Origin of the sequence: Pseudomonas fluorescens (assembly GCF_000730425.1) — a bacterium.
In the GTDB taxonomy this organism is placed as follows: Bacteria; Pseudomonadota; Gammaproteobacteria; order Pseudomonadales; family Pseudomonadaceae; genus Aquipseudomonas; species Aquipseudomonas fluorescens_X.
Genome location: NZ_CP008896.1, coordinates 334,559 through 354,815 on the forward strand (window position 1 = coordinate 334,559; position 20,257 = coordinate 354,815).

Here is a 20,257-nt window from a genome sequence, read left to right on the forward strand (position 1 = left end):
ATGCTGCGCCTGTTTCTGCGTCTGTACATCATCCTGGCCCTGGGCCTGGCCGGGGCGATCTTGCTGGTGAACTACACCTTCGATGAATTGCTGCCCGAAGCCAATGAAACCTACAACCGCGAAGCCATGCGCGGTCCGGCTTACGGCCTGGTGGAGCAATTGCGCCCGTTGCCCGCCGGCAGGGCCCGCGAGACGCGCCTGGCCGAGTTGCAACAGCACTATGGCCTGCGCCTGGCCTTGATTGCCCGGGACGGTGCCGGGCTCACTCCCCGCGAGCAGCAATTGCTGGCTGACGGCAAATTGGTGGTGCGTGGCGACTTCATGGAGTTCATCACTGATATCGACGGCGGTGCGCAACTGCTTGAGATCAAGCTACCGGTGGAACCTCGCTGGCTGTACCTGTGGGCCTACAGCCTGCTGGGCCTGTGCCTGGCCATTGTCTTGTATTTCTGGGTGCGCCCGCACTGGCGAGACCTTGAGCATATCCGCCTGGCGGCCCAGCGTTTTGGGAACAATGACCTGGGCTCGCGCATCCTGTTGTCGCGCCGCTCGACCGTGCGCGAATTGGCCGGGCACTTCAACCAGATGGCCGAGCGCATCGAGCACCTGATCGCCAACCAGCGCGAGCTGACCAATGCGGTGTCCCATGAACTGCGAACGCCAATTGCACGCTTGTCGTTTGAGCTCGACCAACTCAGACAGGAAGCAGACCCACGCCAGAGCCGCGCACTGATTGGTGACATGTACGCCGACCTCGGCGAGCTGGAGGAGATGGTTTCCGAGCTGTTGACCTACGCCAGCCTTGAACGTGGCGCGACACAGGTCACCCGCGAGAATATCGAGGCCCAAAGCTGGCTCGACAGTGTGATCGGCAGTGTAGCCCTGGAAGCCGAAGCCGAAGGTGTGCAGCTGTCGTTGCGTACCTGTGAAGTCGACTTCATTCAGATCGAGCCACGGTTCATGGCACGCGCGGTGATCAACCTGTTGCGCAATGCCATTCGTTACGCGGAGCGTCGGGTGGAGGTGTCGTTGGTCAAGTTCGGCAGCGGGTATGAGGTACGAGTGTGTGACGACGGCCCCGGCGTACCCGAGGATGGCCGGGAGAAAATCTTCCAGCCGTTTATGCGCCTGGACGCCAGCCGCGACCGCCGCACCGGCGGCTTCGGCCTGGGCCTGGCGTTGGTCCAGCGGGTCAGCCAGTGGCATGGCGGGCAGGTGCAGGTGCTGGACTCGCAGTGGGGCGGTGCGTCGTTCCGGATGACCTGGGCCTACGCCGATTGACCTTCTAAGATCAAAACATGTAGGAACCGGCAAGCCAGCTCCTACATGTTTGATTGGGTTATCCAATCAGAAGGTGTAGTTGAGCACGCCCATCACCGAGGTTTGCATGCGACGCTCGACAATCGGGCTTTTGCCCGCATCGCCGGACAAGTACTGCACATCCAGTAAGGTCGAGAAGCTGGTCTGCTCGTTGATCGGCAAGGTCCAGTTCACATTCAACCCCCGGCTGACCATCCCACCCTTGGCATCATAGGCGCGAAAGCGGCTGTGCCGGGCCTGGCCTTCGGTCACGCCATACCAGGTCTGCATATAGTTGCCATCGCCAAAGAGGCTGTTGAGGCTGGCGTCCACGGTGCCGTAGTCGCCGTCATACAGGTTGGTGCCGATGCTCAACGCCAAAGAGGTAAAAGCCTTGCCGCTGTCTTTTTTATCGTCTTGCTCCAACGCATGTTCCAGGGTCGCGCCCAGGATCGCCGTGCCCAGGCTATAGCTGGCACTCACCCCCAATTGCGGGCGCGATTTGATATGCCCCATGCCCTTGAGCCGGTCAGAGCCTTGGCTGGTGCTTTTCTTCTGGTCCTTGCGCGCGGTGCTGGCCCCGACATAGGCACTGAAACTCAGGTTGTCATCCTCATAACCCCAACCCAAACCCTTGTTGGTATCGAGAAAAATCCCCCAGGGGCTGACAACATTCACGCCCAGCAAGGGAGCGGTCATCCGCTCATTGCTGCCGCTGTAACGCGGCAGGTTGGCCGCCCCGGCTTGCAGGCTGTATTGCCAGTCCGTGGCGGCTGACAGTTGGGTGCAGGTGATCAGGCACACAGAGGTGGCAGCGAGGTAGATCGTTCTTGAACGCATGATGGCCTTCGTCGTTCCATGGGAGGCTCGAATGCTAGGGACGGCGTGGGCAGGGGTCTTTGACAGCTTTGTCGGGAAACTGTCAAAGACTGTTAAGCCCGGAGGCTGCGCTGGCCAGCGCCTGAACGCCGCGCTCCCGGGCTTGATTTCAATCAAGGGTTCAATGGCCACGGCCGAGCGGTTTGCCGAATGTGCATGGCATGGGGCGCAGCCATTGGGATACCCCGGACGATGCCCGCCTGATCGAGGCCAAGACCGCCTACTACGTGCTCGGCACCGGGCTCAAGGGCGCCATGGGGGTGGGCTGGCCTCGTTTGCCGAACAGGCGCAGGCACAGAAAGTCGCGGCGCCGGGGCCCTAGCGGTTGACCAGCTTTGCCGGCAAGGCGATCACCAGCAGGCAACTGAGTACCAGGCTGGCGGCAAAGAACCACATGGCCCCGGCGCTGTTGCCGGAGAGGTCGATTGCCAGGCCCATCAACGAGTTGCTGACCAGCCCGGCGATATTCGCCAGGGAGCAGGCCAGGGCAAAACCGGTGGCTGCCGCGGTGCCTGTGAGGAAGGTCGCCGGCAGGCTGAAAAACACCGGCACTGCGCCGAGGATTGCTGCCGAAGCAACGGCAAACAAAGCCACCGTAGCAACCACGTTATGGGTAAAGAACGTGCTACTGGCCATGGCCACGGCGCCCACCAAAAACGGCACGATAATGTGCCAACGGCGCTCGCGGTATTTGTCGGAGCTGGCACCGATCAACAGCATGCCGGCCAGCGCGGCGACACTGGGCAGGGCGGTGAGCAGGCCGATATGGAGCGTATCGCTGACCCCCGCGTTGCGGATCAGGGTCGGCATCCAGAAGCCCATGGCGTAGGCACTGAGCAGGATTGAAAAGTCGATCCCGCCGAGCATCCATACCTTGAGGTTGAAGAAACCATCGCGAAAGCGCCGTGGGTTGTGGCCGGCCTGGCTGTCATCGGCGCGCAGTTGCTCGTGCAGCAAGGTCTTTTCAGCGGTCGACAACCATTTGGCCTGGTGAAAGGTATTGGGCAACGCCCAGAACGCCAGCACCCCCAACAGCACGCTGGGCAGTGCTTCAAGCAGGAACAGCCATTGCCAGCCGCGCAGGCCGCCCAGTTGGTCGAAATGGCCCATGATCCAGCCGGACAACGGCCCGCCTATCACGCTGGACAGCGGCAGGCCGATCATGAACAGCGCAATGACCCGCCCCCGGCGATGGGTGGGGAACCAGGTGGTCAGGTAATACAACACCCCCGGCAGGAACCCGGCTTCAGCGACGCCGAGCAAAAAGCGCAGCACATAGAACTGGGTGGTGGACGTGACCAGCAACGTGCAGGCCGAGAGCAGGCCCCAGGTGATCATGATGCGGGCAATCCAGATCCGCGCGCCGACGCGCGCAAGGATCAGGTTGCTCGGCACTTCAAACAGGATATAGCCGACAAAGAACAGGCCGGCGCCCAGGCCGAAGGCGGTTTCGCTGAACTGCAACTGGTCTTGCATCTGCAACTTGGCAAAACCGATGTTGATCCGGTCCAGGTAGGCGGCCAGGTAGCAGAAGCACAGGAAGGGAACCAGTTTCCAGGTGATCTTGTGGTACAGCGCGTGGATCGGGTCGACGACCGTGGGCATTGGTGTATCTCATGGGCAATGAGTAGGGCGGGGCGAATATAGCATTGCGTTACCGACAAGCTCTGTCTGAAAAGCGCCACCTGGCTGGGGTTGGTGGGCGAAAGCAGCTACGTTTAATGCTTCTGACAAACAGAGTACCCACGGATGAACTACCAACCCTTTACCCGAACCTTGATAGCGACGGCCTTGGTCCTGACGTTCAGCGGTGTGCAGGCGGCCTCCCAGGCCCCGGTGGCCGGTGAAAACGGCATGGTGGTGACGGCCCAGCACCTGGCAACCCATGTGGGCGTCGATGTGCTGAAGGCTGGCGGCAACGCCGTGGATGCGGCAGTCGCCGTCGGTTACGCCCTGGCCGTGGTCTACCCGGCAGCGGGTAACCTGGGGGGCGGCGGGTTCATGACCGTGCAACTGGCGGACGGGCGCAAGACCTTCCTCGATTTCCGCGAAAAAGCCCCATTGGCGGCGACTGCCGACATGTACCTGGACAAGGACGGCAATGTCGTCCCGGGCCTGAGCGCCAAGGGCCATCTGGCGGTCGGCGTGCCGGGCACCGTCTCCGGCATGGAACTGGCCTTGAGCAAATACGGCACCCTCAAGCGCGCACAAGTGATCGCGCCAGCCATCGAGCTTGCGGAAAACGGCTTTGCCCTCGATCAGGGTGATATCGACATGCTGCACAGCGCCACTGAAGAGTTCAAAAAAGACCAGGACCTGCGCGGCATCTTCCTCAACAAAGGTGAGCCGCTGCAGGTCGGGCAGAAACTGGTGCAAAAAGACCTGGCCCGCACCCTGCGCGAAATCTCCGCCAAGGGCACCGATGGCTTCTACAAAGGCTGGGTGGCCAAGGCCATCGTCGACTCCAGCCAGGCCGGCAAAGGCATCATCGCCCAGGCTGACCTGGACAAATACCAGACCCGCGAACTGGCCCCCATCGAATGCGACTACCGCGGCTACCACGTGGTCTCGGCGCCACCACCCAGCTCGGGCGGCCTGGTGATCTGCCAGATCATGAACATCCTCGAAGGCTACCCCATGGCCGAACTGGGCTACGGCTCGGCCCAGGGCACTCATTACCAGATCGAAGCCATGCGCCACGCCTACGTCGACCGCAATAGCTACCTCGGCGATCCGGACTTTGTACAGAACCCGGTGGAGCACCTGCTGGACAAGAACTACGCCGCCAAACTGCGCGCCGCCATCGAGCCGCAAAAAGCCGGCGACTCCATGGCCATCAAGCCCGGCGTTGCGCCCCATGAAGGCAGCAACACCACCCATTACTCCATCGTCGACAAATGGGGCAATGCGGTCTCGGTGACCTACACCCTCAACGACTGGTTCGGCGCCGGCGTCATGGCCAGCAAGACCGGGGTGATCCTCAACGACGAAATGGACGACTTCACTGTCAAGGTCGGCGTGCCCAACATGTACGGGCTGGTCCAGGGCGAAGCCAACGCCATCGCCCCGGGCAAGGCGCCGCTGTCATCCATGAGCCCGACCATCGTCACCAAGGACGGCAAGGCCGTGATGGTCATCGGCACCCCGGGCGGCAGCCGCATCATCACCGCCACCTTGCTGACCATCCTCAATGTCATCGACTACAAGATGAACATCCAGGAAGCCGTCAACGCCCCACGCTTCCACCAACAGTGGATGCCCGACAGTACCAACCTGGAAACCTTCGCCCTGAGCCCCGACACCCAGAAAATCCTCGAGAGCTGGGGCCACAAATTTGCCGGCCCACAAGACGCCAACCACCTGGCCGCCATCCTCGTCGGCGCCCCGTCCCTGGACGGCAAGCCCGTGGGCAACAACCGCTTCTACGGTGCCAACGACCCGCGGCGCAATACGGGGCTGTCACTGGGCTACTAAGCCAGTGCAGGGCAGGGGCCTGGCAGCCCGGCCCTGCGACCTGGAAGAATATTTTTTGAAATCAAGGGCTTGCCAGCCTCGGTAAATCAGTACATAATTGCCGCCATCGAACGCACTGAAGCATAAAAAACTTCAATGTTTTCAATGAGATAGAGTAGAGGCAAGCTTCACGTAGCCCACTCAAGTTCATATGCGGTAAATGTCAGCAGTTTGGGCATTGATCGTTTGAGGCCGAGTAGCAAAATGGTTATGCAGCGGATTGCAAATCCGCCTACGCCGGTTCGATTCCGACCTCGGCCTCCACTCTTGAAAGCCCCGCAGCCATTAGGTTGCGGGGCTTTTTTTGTGCCTGCGGATTTTGTTCGGCGGGATAATTGGGACAATCCTGGGACACCGAGACTGTTTGCATGTCCTAGGGACGAACGGCAAAATCCGCAGCATGGCGACTATCGAACAGCGTCCCAATGGGACATGGCGGACCAAGATCCGCAAAAAAGGATACCCGGCACTTTCCGCCTCGTTCGACACGAAAGCGGAGGCGCAGCGGTGGGCTTCTGAAATCGAGGGGGATATGTCGCGCAAGCGCTTCGTCGATACCCGGGAGGCGGAAGCCACCACGGTCGCGAAGGCCTTTGAGCGCTATGCGCGGGAAGTATCTGCGCTGAAGAAGGGCGCCCGCCAGGAGCTGACCCGGATAAAGACGTGGTCCGATGGCAAGTATGGCGGCAAGTCGCTGGCTGAACTGCGGTCATCCGACCTGGCCGAGTACCGTGATGCGCGCCTGGCTTCCGGCGCATCGACCAACACCATTCGGCTATCGCTGGCATTGATAAGCCATCTGTACACGGTGGCAATCAAGGACTGGGGCATTGAAGGTCTGAGCAACCCAGTTGCGAAACTGAGGATGCCGAAGGGTAGCCGGGAGCGTGACCGCCGGCCGAGTGCCGCCGAGTTGAAGGCGGTGATCAAGGCCGCAGGGGCGATCCATGCGGAAATGCCAGTGATAATTGAGATTGCCGTCGAGACCGCAATGCGCCGCAGCGAACTGCTGACGCTGCGCCGAGTCGACATCAAGGGCAAGCATGCGCTGCTGGAAGACACCAAGAACGGCAGCCGCCGGCTGGTGCCGCTGTCGATCCGTGCCCGCGCGCTGCTTGAGTCACTTCCGGCCCGCATTGATGGCCAGGTGTTCTCCCTGGCCCCGCACTCAGTCAGCCAGTATTTCCTGCGTGCCTGCAGGGCTGCCGAGGTGAAGGATCTGCACTTCCATGACCTGCGGCATGAAGGAACGTCGCGGCTGTTTGAGAAGGGGCTGTCGATCATGGAGGCGGCTTCTGTGACTGGACACAAAACCATGGGGATGCTCAAGCGGTACACCCACCTGTGCCCTGACACCCTGGCCGACAAGCTCGGTTAACTGACACGAGCGAGCGTCGGCGGCGTCTGACGTTTGCGCCCAGGGCGCGCCGGCGCGTGCTTGCCTTCCTCGAATTCCTGCAAGAACTTGCGCACCGTACTGACCCTCCAGCAAATCCGGATACCCTGCTTGAAGAACGGTGGCAGCCAATACGCACCGGCCTGTAGCGCGCTGCGGATAGATGATTCCGACCGGCCAAGCATCTTGGCCAGCTCCGGGACATGAATTACTTCCGGTTCCATAGTTGCCTCCCACAGCCCATTCCGGGCCGCGCTGAATTGATGGTCATTTGGTGTCCTTGCCGCGCTGGGCGGCAGAAGGTGGGGGAGAGTTATGCGATCGGCACGTAAGCTTCGCCGCGGCGTTCAGCCGAAGCCTTCCGGTAAGTCTCGTTGGTGTATGGAGCATCAGGCTCGCGACGGATAAAGGTCATCTGGTAGTGGGAGCCTTTGGCGCGATGCGTTCCGGCGCAGTACTTCTCAATCAGGTACTGGGCGTCGTGCTTGTCGCCTTTCTCCGCGCGGCTGCCGGTACCGATGGTCCCGCCTTTCCACGACCCCTTTTCTGGGCCTGTCTCGCCATCAAAGGCGATATCCAGCTCAACGAAAGTTCGCGTAGGGCGCAGCGCACCGAAGTACTTTTTCACCCAGCCGGTACCGATGCGGTACACGCGCTTCTCCATATGGCAATAGGCTCGTATTTCCTGGCCGTCATAGTCCTTAAGCAAAAACACATAGCGGGGCATTGTGTCTTTGATGGCCTGAGCTTCCTTGTAGCCAAGGCGAACACCTTTGCTCTTCTCGATATGCTCAACGCCGTTTGCGTCACACAGCGCATTCAGGACCAGATCGAATTCGCGCCAAGGGAATGAGAAGTACCGAGACTTTTCGGATTGCGAGTCCATTGTGCTAGGCCCGAAATTCGTGTGGATTCCTCGTGTTTGCAGGCGGAACCCGTACTTGCGAGCGTGATACTCGAAGTAGTCGAGATGCCCGAACTGTTCAAGTCGTCGCGCTGTAGCTTCCGGGCTCAATGTAGTGAATGTTTGCTTCTGCGCCCAAGGCTTGATGATGTTGGGAATTTTGATCCAGGCTGAATACTTCCAGACATGGATGATCAGCTTGTTTCCTGGGTAGTCGCCGTTGTCGCCGGAGTCGATGGCGATTCCGAATATGCTGTCACGCTGGCCCTTGTAGTAGAGGTCGATGAAATTGAGGATCACGAACTTGTCTTGCCATGGATTGGCCCTGAAAACATTGCGGGAAAACCAGGCTTTGATTATTTCGAACATGCAGGAATACCTCGCCCGCCGCTCACCGGCAGGCATGTAGGGGGATTGGGTTTAGGGAAGCGTGCTGCCGATTTGCGCTGCTACGACGGTGATTGCCTGGCGTAGCGCGCCACCTCGATCCGCGTCGTCGGTCCAACCGATGTTCTCGCCGAAGCCTCGGCGCTCGACCATCACGTACTGCAGGTTGGTGAACCAGAGGATGCTGAGCTGAAGGTCTACCGCCAGGCGCATGGCCTGGACGTCATCACTGAGTGGCTGCCATTGCTCCCGGCCTGAATCTGGGTCGTCGTAGTAGAAGGCATCGCTTCCGCGCCGATACTCCAGCTCGAAGCCCATGGCCTTGGCAGACATCCGCAACAATTCATGGTCTGTCATGGCCTGGACCTCGATAGATGAAGACGTAGGCGAACCAGAGGGTGGCGATCATGGCTTCCTACTCCGGCTGACATCCTCACCGGTGACGATGTGTGGCGTGATGTCCTTGATCGTGAAGAATTCAGGCTGGCAATGCTTGCGCGCCCATGCCTTTAGCGGTGCGAGCGCGATCTGCAGTTCTGCCTCGGCCGCCTTGCTTAGGTCTGGATACGCATCAACCCATTCGCCAGCGTCGCTATCGCAGGCGTTTTCGTACATTCGCTCGGTCACATCGCTGGCATCTGGTAGGAAGCGAGCGGGGTCGTCCTTGCACACAATCCCGCGGTAGACAGTGCCTCCTTCGTACAGGCCAGGCCTGTAGCTGGCCGGGTGCCCATCGCCATCGCTGTCGTGGCCATAGTTGTCCTTGAGCAGCTCGTCGAGGCTGTCGTAATCCCAGGAGCCGTTTTCACCGTCCAGCGACCACTTTTCACCGGTCACGAGCGCCTCATAGGCCGGCACCGAGTTCGCGGCAGCTATCGGTAACGCTGCCTTGAATTGCTTGAGGTACTCAGCCGGTGTCGACCCCCAGCTATTTACCAGGCAGTCGTCATCTACCGGATGTCCTGTGTCTTCGGGCTCATCAGATGGCTCGCCGGGCACCATGAAAAACTCGCGCTCCACTGCGTGCAACAGATCGGAGAAGCGCTTCGTGTTTTCGATATTTACCAGCAGGGTCGACAGCTCATGGTTTGAGCTGAGGCCGAACACGTTGTAGATGCGGGCCAGTTCTGGCTGATGTTTTGGCATGACGATATTGGTCCTTGCCGCTATAGCGGCTGACTTTGAAGGGGGAGGGGTTACAGGTTTTGCGGGTGGAGTACGGATGTACTCCTATCGGGATTCGGCTGCGCGCTTGCGAAACTCGTAAACCATACTGCGCAGCTCCACCAATGACTCCTGGAGGTCGCCGCGGGCGGAGTCGATATTCTCCAGCAGCTCACCTTCGCCATCGTCACCGCCTTCATCGACGGCAAATATGGCCAGCCCATACGCCTGGAACTTGGCCATAACGTCATCGGCTGACTTTGCCATGTACTCAGCATGCTCGATGGCGTAGTCCTTGGGTGAGCGCACAGGTATCACCACCGCTACCGGCGCGGGCTGCTCGGCGTAGAGCGGCACAACCCTGTAAGGCCCGTTTTGGGTTGCTGAAATTTCAGATGCCTCAACACAGCGCCTTGCCTCGCCTGCGGTGCGGTATGGAACGTATGACCTTGACCCGACTTTCCAATTTGCCCACGCCACCGGCTCGCCCTGTGGTTGGGCGGCTGGCTCAGCGCGACGATTCCAGTCCTCAGCTTTGAGGTGCGCACTACAGGCTCGGCATTCGACGCAAGGCATGGGGCTCAGGTCGTCGTGTACATAGTGATCGTGGGTTCCGTATGGCTCGCCGCCGCAGAACGGGCACGGCAGAAGCGGAACGCCGTCAATCGTTTGGTTGGTGGTCATGGCTTGGTTACCTGATTCGCAAGAAATTTAGCGCGGGCGTAAAGTCCGTCAGGGATGTCCTTTGCCTGCTTAAGAATTTGCAGGGTCACTTCTGCAAGGCCTGAATCGGCTGGCGGCGCCAAGTAAAGAGCTGCGCCATCAGGCAATGAGCTTGCCTCATAAAGCGTTGCAACTCTTGGCGCGCCAACCAGCCAGGTTTTAGCAATGACAGTACCGACCTGATCTTTAATACCCTTGGCACGCCGCTCAAGCAGACTCCACACAGTCTCGTATTCCGGCCAATCCGCCTCAACCACCACCGCCTTCACGGTCGGGATGCCTTCGCCGAATATGCAGTTCTTCAGGTATTGAATTTGGCTTTCGGTCAATTGGTTGTGCTTGATGACCGTGTAACGAATTTCTCTTTTGAACTCACGCATAAATCACCTCAGCAAATCAGTTGTGCCAGTGCCAGCAGGCACCAGCAGTAGGCGGGGAGTTGGGCGCGCATCACAGGTTCTCCATGCATTCGCCGTTGCATCAGCGAACAAAATATGCAGAGCAAACAGGGTCGATTTCGTGGTATGTTTCTGCCGTCTGCAAGTCATGTGTTACCTGGCCAGGTTGTGCTGCAAACGCACCTGGCTTTCTTTTGCGCAGCGTCTCCATAAAGCGAAACCTTTCTGCCAGGGAGCGCACCCTGAGCATTGCCTTGGTCGCCTTGCTCACATCACCCCAAGCCCCAAGCCACATTGAGCCGCTGGGCATTCGCTTTGCGCTGCCCGCGTCTTTGAGCATCATTGAAACAGCAATTGCCAGATGCTTTTCCGCTTCATCAAGGTGCTTAGAAATATCACTCATCGCCACCACCCTCTACTGGTTTGTACAGCTTGGCCGTGCAGCCAATCAGGTCCGGGTAGCCGCCAGGTTTGCCCATGCGGTGAGCGCCATTCACAACTGGAATACCAGCCTGGCAGCCATCACACTGGTTGAGCTGTCCCTCTGCTGGCTTGAGTGCGGCGTCGATCTCCAGCCACACATACACGTCGTGCGCCACGTCATTGGTGAATGGGTGGGCCTTGCGCAACAACTCCACACGCGCGTCAGCTGCGGTCAGGCGATGTTGAAGGTCGATAACCTGGCCCTTGTAGGTATTTCGCTGCCCTACGGCAACCTGCAATCGCTGCAATTGCTTCTGAAATTTTCTCTTTCCTCTTTCAGCATTAACTATCAACTTGGCCTCACGCCCCAGCGCCGCGTCACGCTCGGCGGTTACCCGGTCGAAATCGGACGCCAGAACAAATCCGCCGTAGTCATTTTCCTCAGCCAATTCTGCATAAAACCGCTTCACTTCACTCATGACCCACCTCCAAATAATCAGAAATCACAACCGACGGCCTCTGTAGGCAACCGGCATAAACACAAATTGCCTCGGGCATCTTGAATGACCGTCCACTCAGCATTGGTCAGTCGAGCCATTAGCTCGCTGAATCGGTATTGGCGGATCATGGGGTTCTCCAGGCGCTGCTAGGCGGCGCATCAGAGTTGGATTTACATGGATGAGGCGGCGAGGATCACAACTGACACGCTGGTGCCGGCGAATTCGTTGTTGTAGATCTGTGACCATTCATGCTTCAGGCCTGGCAGCACGTCTTTGCCTTTCGCGCTGGCCGGCAAAACTGCGACTAACCTTCCACCGAGCTTGAGCATGGATGCTGCACGCTCAATGTGAGCCTGCCAGCGACCTTCGCTGTATGGCGGGTTCATAACGATACGGTCGTACTTTCCGGCGATCTGCCATTTCAGGAAATCGGCGCACTCGACGTAGTAGCCCTTGGCTTTCAATACTTCGCAGTGAAGCTCGCTGATTTCAACGCAAACGGTTTTGGCTTTCGGCATCAGGTCGGCAAGTCCACCCATGCCGGCGCTAGGCTCAAGGCAGTTGTGATCAGGATCGATGTGTGCCAGCTCCACCGCGGCTTCCGCAACGGTTTCAGGTGTCGGGTAGAACTGGTGAGCCCTCTGGTCGGGAATACAACCGCTCGAGATAATTTCGTCCAAAGCTGAGCGCGGGTTGAAGTCGAACTCGAACCAAGAGTGCCCGACGGCTGTGCGCTTAACTCCGCCGATCATAGCTAGTACCTTCTCCGCTTCTGCCTGGGTGATCGCGCTGTGTCTGTCATAGGCAAACTGCAGGGCGTTGACGTTATCTGTCAGCGGCTCGCGCGGCGGGCTCCAACGATCTACCTGCACCGGCTTGCAAGGCTGCTGCTTCATCCCTGCCAGTGCATTGACTACGGTGAAGGGCAAAGGGCGGCCAACCATCTGGAACTCTTTGGTTCTGCGCGCAGGTTTCGTGCGGAAGCTGGCAGGAATGGCGGAAGGGTAGATGCTGGCCAATACAGAATTTAGGCGCCAGGCCATCTCCGGGTGAATCTCAATGTGCGCTGTGCCTTTCTTGTAAAGCCGGATCTTCATTGCGTGACCATCGACCGAATGCCACTGGCCGGTGTTTCGGCGCAGAATCTCCAGAAGTGGTCCTGTGCTGTTGTGCCCAGGCTCATCCCGACCCATGAACTTTGCAATGATGCAACGCAAGTCATTCAGATAACCCGCACGGTCGTGGTCCACAGTGTCGTAGTAGGTCAGCATACGGGCGACGATCATTCGCTTACCGAAAGCCGAGGGTGAGTTCGTTACGTGCTCGCCTGAAAGCGCCTGGAATATCCCGTCTACCCGTTCAGCAAAGAACTTAGCTCGGGCTGCAAGCAATTCGCTCAGTGTTGCCCGCACCGTGCTTTCTTCAAAGTCTGGTGCTTTGTGCTCGCGAATCTGCTCGTTCCATTCGTTGCGGCGCTTTTGAGGCATTGCGTCGTAAACATCTGTCAGAGCCAGGGCTTCGCCCCAATATGACGAGTTGAGCGATGCTATCGCGCCTGGAAGCTGGAATAAGCGTTCTACCGATATTGTTCCGTGTCTCCCGTTGTCGCCATTGCCGTCGAGAAAGTAGTTCAGCGCACCAGCTTTCCCGCCAGCTATCACGAAATCATGAAGCGCTTCGATGTTCCTCCGGGCTGAGTCGTAGCGACCCAGCAGGCCGTCAATTGCATCGCCAGCCATCGGCGCGAAGAACTCAGCGACATCCTCGACAATCTCCCCGTATGCCGGGGTAGCTATTGCGTGCATGGATTATCTCCAGTCAGGCGCCGCCCTCCGCGTTACCGGATGCAGCGAGTAGGGTGGGTTATTCGTCTACACAGATGCGCAGTGCTTCGCGGTTGTAGGCGAGCTGCAGTTTTGCCGACACGTTTTCACTGATGGTTATTTCGTGTCGCGGCGGTGAGAGAAACTGAGCCGATCCAGCCGGGCCCAGGCCGTGCAGGTGGTGAATCATCAAGGTCATGGCCTCGCCCTGTTCCTCGATGCCGTGCCAGGCCATCAGGTCAGCCAAGGCTTGGCGGGTGCCGGCCATGGTGTGGAGTCGCAATTCTTCCTCGCCGCGAGTCTTTCGCCTCGCCGCAGTCTTTGCTGATCGTTCTTTCTGCGCGGCAGCCATGGCCTACCTCTTCTATTCCGCTGGCCGGCAGTGCGAGCCAGGTTTGACGTTTGCGTTGCTGGGTGCGGGCTATGCGGCGCATGAATCGACCTTTACCTGATGCCAGGCGCCGACGGCTTCAAAGATCCGCGCGGCGTGCGCCTCATCCAGCGAAATCGATTCGGGTATGGCGATCCAGCCCGAAGCCACCATCTGGCTTTTATTGGCCTCAGCGCGCAGCTTCATGTAGCAATGCTCAATCACGTCTTCCAGGTGGTCGGAGAGGTAGACGCCATCGGGCGCAACCTCCACTGACTTGCTGTAGCGGTCGCCGCGGGTGTCGATGCAGAGCGCGCTGAGGTAGATCGTCCATCGGTGGGGGATACCGCAGACGGCCTGGCCAATCTTTCCCGGCGCGATGTTCTTCAGCGATTTGTAGTTGATCATGCCCTGGCGCCCGCTGGGGTCGATGTTGACCACTGCGACGTGGTTGGCGGCCAGCAGCGAGCGGCACGACCGCGCGATTCGCGCCTGCAGGTTATGCGCCTTGCGCTTGCTCATAATGCCTCCGCGAGTTTGCGCAGCGCGTTACGCTCGGCCCAGGTGATGGGCGGCTTGCGGCGCTTGAGAATGGTTGCCGGGTCGATGAATTCCGAACGCTTTGCCGGGTCTGGATTGATCGCCGGACTATCGCCGATGGTGAGTTTTCCGCCAGCGGCAAGGTGCCGTTGTACCTGACTGGAAAGCTCCAGCGCTTTCTCGCGCCGGAACTCGATGTCTGATTTCAGGTTACTGATCATGCTGCTTTGCTCCGCAGTTTCTCCTCGTATCCGTCCACCAGCAGCTTGAACTCCCAAAGCTCCTCTTCAAGCTTGTCGATGTAGTTGTCGTCGCGCTTGAATTCCTGCCACCACAACTGTCGTCCGACCGATTCAAGGGCAGGGCAGTACATCCCGATGTGCCACCACTTGCGACCGGTGATCCACATGCACCCCTGTACCTGGTCCATGATCTCACTGGCGTCATTGTCGATGTGGAACGACCGAAGTTTTTCAGGGGCAAGGAAGCACTTGTACTCCGAGCCGCCATCTTCGCCGATGAAGCCATCTGCACTGGCGCCAAATGCGCCGTCGTCGGTTTTGACCAGTCCGACCTGGGTGATAATCAAGCCGGTTTGAGCTTCATGCTCCATGCGGGCCTGTGGTTCGAGTTCATGCCCGCGGCGCATTTGCCAGGTCTCAAAACCGCCATCAAGGGGCTTGCCGCTGATCCGCTCCACAGCCAGTCGGAATGCATAATCCTGGGCCTTGGCGGTTGGTTCGCCCTTGTTCGGGCCTGACTTCAGTTTGGCTCGAGCATCGCCAAACATGCTGGCGGTGATAACTCCGGCTCGCTCCTGGTGCCACTCTTCCGACCCCTGCGCGCAATTCACGATGATCATTCTGGGACCTCCTCAAATTCAACTTCTTCGTCGGCTGGTGGTTCGGGCTGCTGGTCTGCGACGTCCTCGCTTTCCGGCTTGGCCTCTTCGGCGGCCTTGAGCTTCACTCCGCACGCCACCACCGCAGCCTTGAACAGGTCGTAGGCTGTTGTGTCCTTGGCGTCATTGATGACAGCCACCCCGGCCTTCCAAACTTCTGTCAGCGCGTCGGGCGTGATTGCAGCTTCGGCCTGTGTAATCCAGTGAGCGGACAGGGCAGGATCATGGGGGACTTGTGCGGCCTTCTGGCTTTGCGTCTGAGCCTGAGCCTGCTCCTGTGGCCGCAGCTCCTCGGGTAGATCTTCGATGTCCTGCGTGAAGATGTCCGATGCCGCAGTGACGTTGAGCGTCATGGCGATCATGGCCCGCTTGCAGGCCATCTTGAGGATGGTGTTGGCCAGGTCTGCTGGTTCGGTGCGGATCTGGTCGGCCGTATTGCCGTTTTTGTAATATTTCTTCCGGCGCAGATTCTCCGGAGTGGCGTCCAATTCCGCTTTGCAGATGACGCCGCGCCACTTGTACTTCTCTTCGCTGGACGAGCATTCGCCTACGCCTTCGCCGAGAGCAACACCGGTCATCTGGTGACGACCAACACAAGTGACCCGGTAGCGCGCTACACCTGGGCCGGAAAGATCTTCAATTCGGTATTCCTGCGCAACCCGGAAGGTCACACAAAGCACTTCAGCACCCGGCTTGTATAGGGTTGGTTTCTGGGTGCCTGGGATGGTGCCGTAGTGCGTTTCCCGCTTCATGATGCCCTGCATCACTTCCTGCACCAGGTTAACGCGCTGGCGAATCTCTACGGCCGAGAAACGGTGAACCTCGGCAGCAGTAAGGCCGGCGCTTTCGCGTGCCGGCATTTGAATGATCTCGTTCATGACGACCTCAGTAAGTGATGGCGATGGCTGGAATCTTGCGCTGAGCAATCAAGGTGACTGCCTGTTTCGCGCACTCCACGGGCATACCGCCGGCGATAAATGCGTCCAGCGCGGCGCGGTTGATCTTTGCTTTGTGCGCCTTGTCCGCTTCCCGCGCGGCGGCTTGGCGGTTGATCTCGTCGGCAGCGGCATTTGCCCGGGCGATCTCTGCGAGTCTCGCTCGCTCAGCGGCTTCAGCTTGGCGGCGCTCCGAGTCAATGCGCTCTTGTTCTGCACGCTGCTCAGCAGCTACTCGATCTGCTTCGGCCTGAGCCATCGCTTGCTTATGTCGCTGCTCGTCTTCGATCTTCTGTTGCGCGGCGCGCTGCTCCGATTCGATCTTGTCCCGCGCTGCCTGGGCGGCGGCGCGCTCCGATTGCTCAGCAGCCAGCTTCAACTCCAGCTCGCGGCGATCAGCGGCGGCTTTTGCTTCGGCTTCACGCTTGGCGGCGGCATCACGCTCTGCCTGTGCACGCTGCTCGGCTTCGCGGCGGGCACGATCCTCTGCTTCACGGGCGATCTGGGCGTCGCGCTCGCGCTGGGCCTGCGCTTCTGTTTCGGCGCGCAGCCTGACCAGTTCCGCCTGTTCGGTTTCATATTTCTGGCGGGCGGCGAGGGTGGTGCGCAACTTGTCCAGAACCTGATCCTTGGTGCGGGCAGCATCAGCCTCGAACTCTTCCCAGTGCTCGCCCATCTTCACCGCCTCAACCGAGGCGATAGACTCAAGAAGTTGCGCGGCGGTGACGTCCGACAGATCCAAGGCAAAATCCGCAATTGCCTGTACGGCATCGACGTGCCGATCCTTGCGAGCCTGCTCGGCGGCTTCCCAGTCAGTCAGCGGCTTGCGAACTTCCTCTTGCCACGTGCTCAGCAGCTCACGAACGCGCTTGCGCTCGGCGTCGATCTTTTTCGGTACATCCTTCAGTTCTGCGACGAGCTCTTTGCCCAGGCTGTCGAGTTTCGTTTTTGATCCCGCCAGGCTGTAAGCAATCGAGCGATACGCGTCTTGGCCCTTTTTGGTTTTCACGTCAGGTGCCGAGGCGTTGAACTTGTCGATTTCTTCACGGACGCTCTGAAGGTATGGGTCCAGGCCGTTAGGGGCGCTGAATACTGCCAGGGCTACTTCTTTGGCTGGCAGGATCGCCAGTTGTTGTTCTGCGGACATGGGGAATCCTTGCCGCGATGCTCGCAGCGATTGAAGGTTTGGGGTTTATTCGGTTATCAGGCCGCCGATAGCGGGGCCCAGGAACAGGACGGCGTAGAAGATCAGGCCGGTGATGAAGAAGGCCCAGCGGATGGCGCGGCGCCGGTGCCGCTGGTGGGTGGTCATAGCTTCGGCTCCCAGCCAAAGAACTTCATGATGTTGATGCAGCGCTTTCAGGTGACCTGATCTCGATTCGTTGTCAGTTGCGGATCGCCACTCTCCGTACCGCAAAACAGGGTGTCGGGATGATCCGCATCAGACTCGGTGCCGCCGTCCGAGTCGTAGTAGTGCAGCTTTGGCTTGCTCACGGCTTTTCTCCCATACCCATGAGTTGGTCCACAACCCCTAGCCAGTTATCGCCATAGATGCGCTCAAGGCTAGACTCGGCGTCCTGCGCGATGAACTGGAAGCGAGCGGCGTCGATGCGCAGCGTCTCTAGCTCGTCCTTGATCTTGTCTAACTCGGAGGAACTGGCCGGACGCCGATCTACCCGAGTGTTCCAGTCGTGCAGCAGCAGCGGTAACTGGTCATCGGACTGAGGGCAGTCAAGCTGGAAGTCTTCAAGCGGGCAGCCTGTTACGTGATCTGCTGCGATTCGATACCAGTCGCGAGCGACTTTTGAGAGGCTTGCATGCCCGCCGCAGTACGGGCACGGCTCCAATTCTCTGTGTTCGCTCATAGCGCACCCTCGAAGTCTTCCAGCAGGCCACGGTTATCCTCAGTGAGTCGTGCGCACTCTTTGCGCAGCGCTTCAATCTCTGCATTAACGCTTGCCCTAGAATCCCGCCAGAACTGGAAGTAAATATTGCGCGGCTTGATGAGCTGCTTGTCGCAATACGCCTGGAATTCTTCCAGCAGTTGGTGATCGCTCATTCCGAAACCTGCTTGCGGTAGCCCGCGTCGTAGAGAAGCCTGCAAATAACAAATGCCGTTGTAGTGCCGTCGCTTTGATCGCAGCCACAGCCGCCATACACCATTTCGGCGATGGCTTTCTCACGCTCTTCCGCCGCGATCTGCTCGGGCGTGCGGATGAGGCGGACTTGCGACTCGCCGACAGGGTCGTACATGTGGGCTTCATGCTCGAGTGAGTACCGGAAGACGATTGCCATTTCGCGATGGTGGGCAAGTACCGTCGATTCCTCCCATGTGCCGTCGACGTTAGTTTCACACACCGTCCCAACAGGCGGCAGGCCTTCGCCGGTCCAGAGGGCGGGACGCAACTGCTCAAAATGAAACTCAGACCGGCGCGGGTTGTGACGGTGATCGCTGTTACCGCCGCCGTAGGGAAACGGTTTGGGCTGATCAAGCCTTTGGTATTGATGCTCGCCGACCCACACTTCACGAATTTCACCGCCGAACGCATGCAGCGCATGGCCGACCGCCCAGGCTGGCGCCTTGCTCCAATCAATGTTCATGCCTTCACCTCATAAGCGACAGTCCACTCACCGCACAGGCAGGCCCGGCGGCTCCAGGCGTGGACGTTTTCGATACCAGCGTCATAGGCCAGCGACAGGGCGCCGAGCCAGGACTTGTGGGTAAATGCCAGGGTCATGGTGTTCATTGCGCAGACCTCGCTCGGATATCCGCAAGAAACGCTTCAGCCTGGGTTTGATACAGGCGGTTGTAGCGTTCCTTGTAGTGGAAGAATTCGCCGTCATCGATGGCGCCCAACGCGTAGGCCATTTCCATGGCCATGCTGGTTTCGGCGAACAACTGAGACGACGTGTCGCCGTTGCGGATGCATTCGAAGCGAGCATCGATCATGCCCACCGCGATAACGTTTGCACGGCTCATGCTGCCCACCGTTGCCGGCGCTTGATGGCGTCGATCTCAACCCACAGCGCCAGCGTGATCTGCGGCCCGTACTGGTGGGCCAGCACCGGCAGTTGATAGTCCGGCACATCCATCCGCACGCCGTCTTCGTCGTAGCAGATGCCCGAAACAAGCTTGAATTCCAGCTCGCGACAGCCATGGGCATCCCAGTCGCTGTTCCAGCTGCCATGGCAGGGCGGTTCATTCACGCAATGGGTCACCCCCACCTGGAGGACAAACCCCTCAACAACTATTTCGTGTTCCATGGATGCCTCCAGAGTTGCGGGTTAGTCGTAGTAGTCTTGATCGGCAAGGTATTCGGAATGCTCATTCACAAGCCATTCCTCCATTGAGGCGATCTCGGGTTCAGTCATGAAGCTGGTGTCGTCTTTCGACTCCCACTCGATTTCGCAATGACCGAAGTACTCCTCAGGATCAGCAGCCCGGCAGCTAAAATTCCCTTTCGACTGAGAAAAGGAAACAACGCTCAGGTTGATGGCAATGTCTTCGCCGTCCTTGATCGTCCAATATTCGTAAGTGCTGGCCATAGATACCTCCAAGGTGGCGTTATTCGGTGGGCGGGGCGGGGAGTGGCTGCCAGTGGGTTACTTTTTTGATGCATTCCCGGATAGCGAACTTTTGAACCTGCCCAAGCTGGTAAAACACACCAGCGCCGCGCCAGATTCCGTCCGGATGAAGAATTGCCAAGCCCGTATCCAGGCATGGCTCGCCATCAGCGTCGGAGTGGTAAGCCACGATTACCTCAATCGGAAACCCCGGAAGCCTGTCTTCAACCTTGATCCAATCGCTCATGGCGACCTCCAGTGTTTGGGGTTAGGCGGAACGGGCGGCGAGCATGGCGTCGGCCACGATGTATGCGAGTTTTGCTCTACTGTCAGCATCGGCCTCTGTGAAAAAATTAGTTCCAATGTCGCTGTAAGCAGGCTCAATAAGCGCCGTTATCGCCTTGGCTGCGAAGTAGTCGCGCAGGCTCATGCCGGTGTATCCGTCAGCTTTGCCGTAATGCTCCATTGACGCTTCTGGAGCCGGAAACGCTGGCTCGCTGTTGTCTTTGCTCATGACTCTCTCCATTCGTTGGTTCAC

The 20,257-nt window shown here is 59.0% G+C and carries 31 protein-coding genes and 1 tRNA gene; 5 read left to right on the plus strand and 27 right to left on the minus strand.

Annotated features, from left to right (window positions below):
* Entirely contained in the window at window positions 1-1,281 is a 1,281-nt protein-coding gene (locus tag HZ99_RS01180; RefSeq protein ID WP_038440736.1) for an ATP-binding protein, read from the plus strand.
* Window positions 1,282-1,347: 66 nt separating this feature from the next.
* On the opposite strand, the gene HZ99_RS01185 is transcribed toward HZ99_RS01180, so the two are convergent.
* Window positions 1,348-2,139 carry a MipA/OmpV family protein gene (locus HZ99_RS01185; RefSeq protein ID WP_038440738.1) on the minus strand — a complete coding sequence of 264 codons (792 nt, stop codon included), beginning with the start codon at window positions 2,137-2,139 and terminating at the stop codon, window positions 1,348-1,350.
* A 200-nt stretch (window positions 2,140-2,339) separates the two neighbouring features.
* On the opposite strand from HZ99_RS01185, the gene HZ99_RS27485 reads away from it, so the two are divergent.
* Window positions 2,340-2,507, plus strand: coding sequence for a nitrous oxide reductase accessory protein NosL (locus tag HZ99_RS27485; RefSeq protein WP_404942445.1), 168 nt, complete (start codon window positions 2,340-2,342; stop codon window positions 2,505-2,507).
* Here HZ99_RS27485 and HZ99_RS01195 read toward each other — a convergent pair.
* Entirely contained in the window at window positions 2,497-3,783 is a 1,287-nt protein-coding gene (locus HZ99_RS01195) for an MFS transporter (protein WP_038440741.1), read from the minus strand. The genes HZ99_RS27485 and HZ99_RS01195 overlap by 11 nt on opposite strands.
* Window positions 3,784-3,927: 144 nt before the next feature.
* Here HZ99_RS01195 and ggt point away from each other — a divergent pair, with 144 nt between their 5' ends.
* The 3 genes from ggt to HZ99_RS01210 all read left to right on the plus strand — a co-directional run bounded on the left by ggt (window position 3,928) and on the right by HZ99_RS01210 (window position 7,069).
* Window positions 3,928-5,652 carry a gamma-glutamyltransferase gene (ggt, locus tag HZ99_RS01200; protein WP_038440742.1) on the plus strand — a complete coding sequence of 575 codons (1,725 nt, stop codon included), beginning with the start codon at window positions 3,928-3,930 and terminating at the stop codon, window positions 5,650-5,652.
* Between the two features lie 229 nt (window positions 5,653-5,881).
* Window positions 5,882-5,955 (plus strand) — tRNA-Cys (locus tag HZ99_RS01205).
* A 136-nt stretch (window positions 5,956-6,091) separates the two neighbouring features.
* Window positions 6,092-7,069 carry a tyrosine-type recombinase/integrase gene (locus tag HZ99_RS01210; protein WP_038440744.1) on the plus strand — a complete coding sequence of 326 codons (978 nt, stop codon included), beginning with the start codon at window positions 6,092-6,094 and terminating at the stop codon, window positions 7,067-7,069.
* On the opposite strand, the gene HZ99_RS01215 is transcribed toward HZ99_RS01210, so the two are convergent.
* From HZ99_RS01215 to HZ99_RS01325, 25 genes are all read right to left on the minus strand, one after another.
* Window positions 7,066-7,311 carry a helix-turn-helix transcriptional regulator gene (locus tag HZ99_RS01215; protein ID WP_038440746.1) on the minus strand — a complete coding sequence of 82 codons (246 nt, stop codon included), beginning with the start codon at window positions 7,309-7,311 and terminating at the stop codon, window positions 7,066-7,068. The genes HZ99_RS01210 and HZ99_RS01215 overlap by 4 nt on opposite strands.
* A gap of 89 nt (window positions 7,312-7,400) precedes the next feature.
* Complete coding sequence (locus HZ99_RS27310) at window positions 7,401-8,360, minus strand: hypothetical protein (RefSeq protein ID WP_050593327.1); 960 nt, start codon at window positions 8,358-8,360, stop codon at window positions 7,401-7,403.
* A 51-nt stretch (window positions 8,361-8,411) separates the two neighbouring features.
* Entirely contained in the window at window positions 8,412-8,735 is a 324-nt protein-coding gene (locus HZ99_RS01225) for a hypothetical protein (protein ID WP_038440749.1), read from the minus strand.
* Between the two features lie 48 nt (window positions 8,736-8,783).
* Window positions 8,784-9,524, minus strand: coding sequence for a hypothetical protein (locus HZ99_RS27315; protein WP_051902972.1), 741 nt, complete (start codon window positions 9,522-9,524; stop codon window positions 8,784-8,786).
* 84 nt (window positions 9,525-9,608) lie between these two features.
* The gene (locus HZ99_RS01235) at window positions 9,609-10,226 is read right to left on the minus strand and encodes a Lar family restriction alleviation protein (protein WP_038440751.1); all 618 of its coding nucleotides are present in this window, start codon (window positions 10,224-10,226) and stop codon (window positions 9,609-9,611) included.
* The gene (locus HZ99_RS01240) at window positions 10,223-10,645 is read right to left on the minus strand and encodes a hypothetical protein (RefSeq protein ID WP_038440753.1); all 423 of its coding nucleotides are present in this window, start codon (window positions 10,643-10,645) and stop codon (window positions 10,223-10,225) included. The genes HZ99_RS01235 and HZ99_RS01240 overlap by 4 nt, the downstream gene beginning before the upstream one ends.
* A gap of 100 nt (window positions 10,646-10,745) precedes the next feature.
* Window positions 10,746-11,066, minus strand: a complete 321-nt coding sequence (locus HZ99_RS01245) for a hypothetical protein (RefSeq protein ID WP_038440756.1) — start codon at window positions 11,064-11,066, stop codon at window positions 10,746-10,748.
* Window positions 11,059-11,565, minus strand: a complete 507-nt coding sequence (locus HZ99_RS01250) for a hypothetical protein (RefSeq protein ID WP_038440759.1) — start codon at window positions 11,563-11,565, stop codon at window positions 11,059-11,061. The genes HZ99_RS01245 and HZ99_RS01250 overlap by 8 nt, the downstream gene beginning before the upstream one ends.
* Window positions 11,566-11,756: 191 nt before the next feature.
* Window positions 11,757-13,391: a class I SAM-dependent methyltransferase gene (locus HZ99_RS01255; protein ID WP_038440761.1), complete on the minus strand. Its 1,635-nt coding sequence runs from the start codon at window positions 13,389-13,391 to the stop codon at window positions 11,757-11,759.
* A 58-nt stretch (window positions 13,392-13,449) separates the two neighbouring features.
* Window positions 13,450-13,761 carry a hypothetical protein gene (locus HZ99_RS01260; RefSeq protein WP_038440762.1) on the minus strand — a complete coding sequence of 104 codons (312 nt, stop codon included), beginning with the start codon at window positions 13,759-13,761 and terminating at the stop codon, window positions 13,450-13,452.
* A 69-nt stretch (window positions 13,762-13,830) separates the two neighbouring features.
* Window positions 13,831-14,301 carry a hypothetical protein gene (locus HZ99_RS01265; RefSeq protein ID WP_038440764.1) on the minus strand — a complete coding sequence of 157 codons (471 nt, stop codon included), beginning with the start codon at window positions 14,299-14,301 and terminating at the stop codon, window positions 13,831-13,833.
* Entirely contained in the window at window positions 14,298-14,540 is a 243-nt protein-coding gene (locus HZ99_RS01270) for a hypothetical protein (RefSeq protein ID WP_038440766.1), read from the minus strand. The genes HZ99_RS01265 and HZ99_RS01270 overlap by 4 nt, the downstream gene beginning before the upstream one ends.
* A complete protein-coding gene (locus tag HZ99_RS01275; protein ID WP_038440767.1) occupies window positions 14,537-15,181 on the minus strand; it encodes a lambda exonuclease family protein in 645 nt (214 codons plus the stop codon). Before HZ99_RS01275 ends, HZ99_RS01270 begins: the two co-directional genes overlap by 4 nt.
* Window positions 15,178-16,098, minus strand: a complete 921-nt coding sequence (locus HZ99_RS01280; RefSeq protein ID WP_038440768.1) for a hypothetical protein — start codon at window positions 16,096-16,098, stop codon at window positions 15,178-15,180. The genes HZ99_RS01275 and HZ99_RS01280 overlap by 4 nt, the downstream gene beginning before the upstream one ends.
* A gap of 7 nt (window positions 16,099-16,105) precedes the next feature.
* Window positions 16,106-17,302 carry a hypothetical protein gene (locus HZ99_RS01285; protein ID WP_038440769.1) on the minus strand — a complete coding sequence of 399 codons (1,197 nt, stop codon included), beginning with the start codon at window positions 17,300-17,302 and terminating at the stop codon, window positions 16,106-16,108.
* Between the two features lie 212 nt (window positions 17,303-17,514).
* On the minus strand, window positions 17,515-17,649 hold the full coding sequence (locus HZ99_RS29360) for a hypothetical protein (RefSeq protein WP_268745954.1): 135 nt from the start codon (window positions 17,647-17,649) through the stop codon (window positions 17,515-17,517).
* The gene (locus tag HZ99_RS27320) at window positions 17,646-18,020 is read right to left on the minus strand and encodes a hypothetical protein (RefSeq protein WP_051902974.1); all 375 of its coding nucleotides are present in this window, start codon (window positions 18,018-18,020) and stop codon (window positions 17,646-17,648) included. The genes HZ99_RS29360 and HZ99_RS27320 overlap by 4 nt, the downstream gene beginning before the upstream one ends.
* On the minus strand, window positions 18,017-18,214 hold the full coding sequence (locus tag HZ99_RS01295; RefSeq protein WP_038440770.1) for a hypothetical protein: 198 nt from the start codon (window positions 18,212-18,214) through the stop codon (window positions 18,017-18,019). Before HZ99_RS01295 ends, HZ99_RS27320 begins: the two co-directional genes overlap by 4 nt.
* Window positions 18,211-18,756 (minus strand): hypothetical protein, encoded by a 546-nt coding sequence (locus HZ99_RS01300; RefSeq protein ID WP_038440771.1) that lies wholly within the window; start codon window positions 18,754-18,756, stop codon window positions 18,211-18,213. Before HZ99_RS01300 ends, HZ99_RS01295 begins: the two co-directional genes overlap by 4 nt.
* A complete protein-coding gene (locus HZ99_RS28920) occupies window positions 18,753-18,902 on the minus strand; it encodes a hypothetical protein (RefSeq protein WP_164485197.1) in 150 nt (49 codons plus the stop codon). The genes HZ99_RS01300 and HZ99_RS28920 overlap by 4 nt, the downstream gene beginning before the upstream one ends.
* Window positions 18,899-19,135, minus strand: a complete 237-nt coding sequence (locus HZ99_RS01305) for a hypothetical protein (RefSeq protein ID WP_038440773.1) — start codon at window positions 19,133-19,135, stop codon at window positions 18,899-18,901. Before HZ99_RS01305 ends, HZ99_RS28920 begins: the two co-directional genes overlap by 4 nt.
* Window positions 19,132-19,419, minus strand: coding sequence for a hypothetical protein (locus HZ99_RS01310; RefSeq protein ID WP_038440775.1), 288 nt, complete (start codon window positions 19,417-19,419; stop codon window positions 19,132-19,134). Before HZ99_RS01310 ends, HZ99_RS01305 begins: the two co-directional genes overlap by 4 nt.
* Window positions 19,420-19,440: 21 nt before the next feature.
* Window positions 19,441-19,701 (minus strand): hypothetical protein, encoded by a 261-nt coding sequence (locus tag HZ99_RS01315; protein ID WP_038440777.1) that lies wholly within the window; start codon window positions 19,699-19,701, stop codon window positions 19,441-19,443.
* A gap of 19 nt (window positions 19,702-19,720) precedes the next feature.
* Window positions 19,721-19,966 (minus strand): DUF551 domain-containing protein, encoded by a 246-nt coding sequence (locus HZ99_RS01320; RefSeq protein ID WP_034135948.1) that lies wholly within the window; start codon window positions 19,964-19,966, stop codon window positions 19,721-19,723.
* 21 nt (window positions 19,967-19,987) lie between these two features.
* Complete coding sequence (locus HZ99_RS01325) at window positions 19,988-20,233, minus strand: hypothetical protein (protein WP_051902976.1); 246 nt, start codon at window positions 20,231-20,233, stop codon at window positions 19,988-19,990.
* Window positions 20,234-20,257 lie beyond the last annotated feature (24 nt).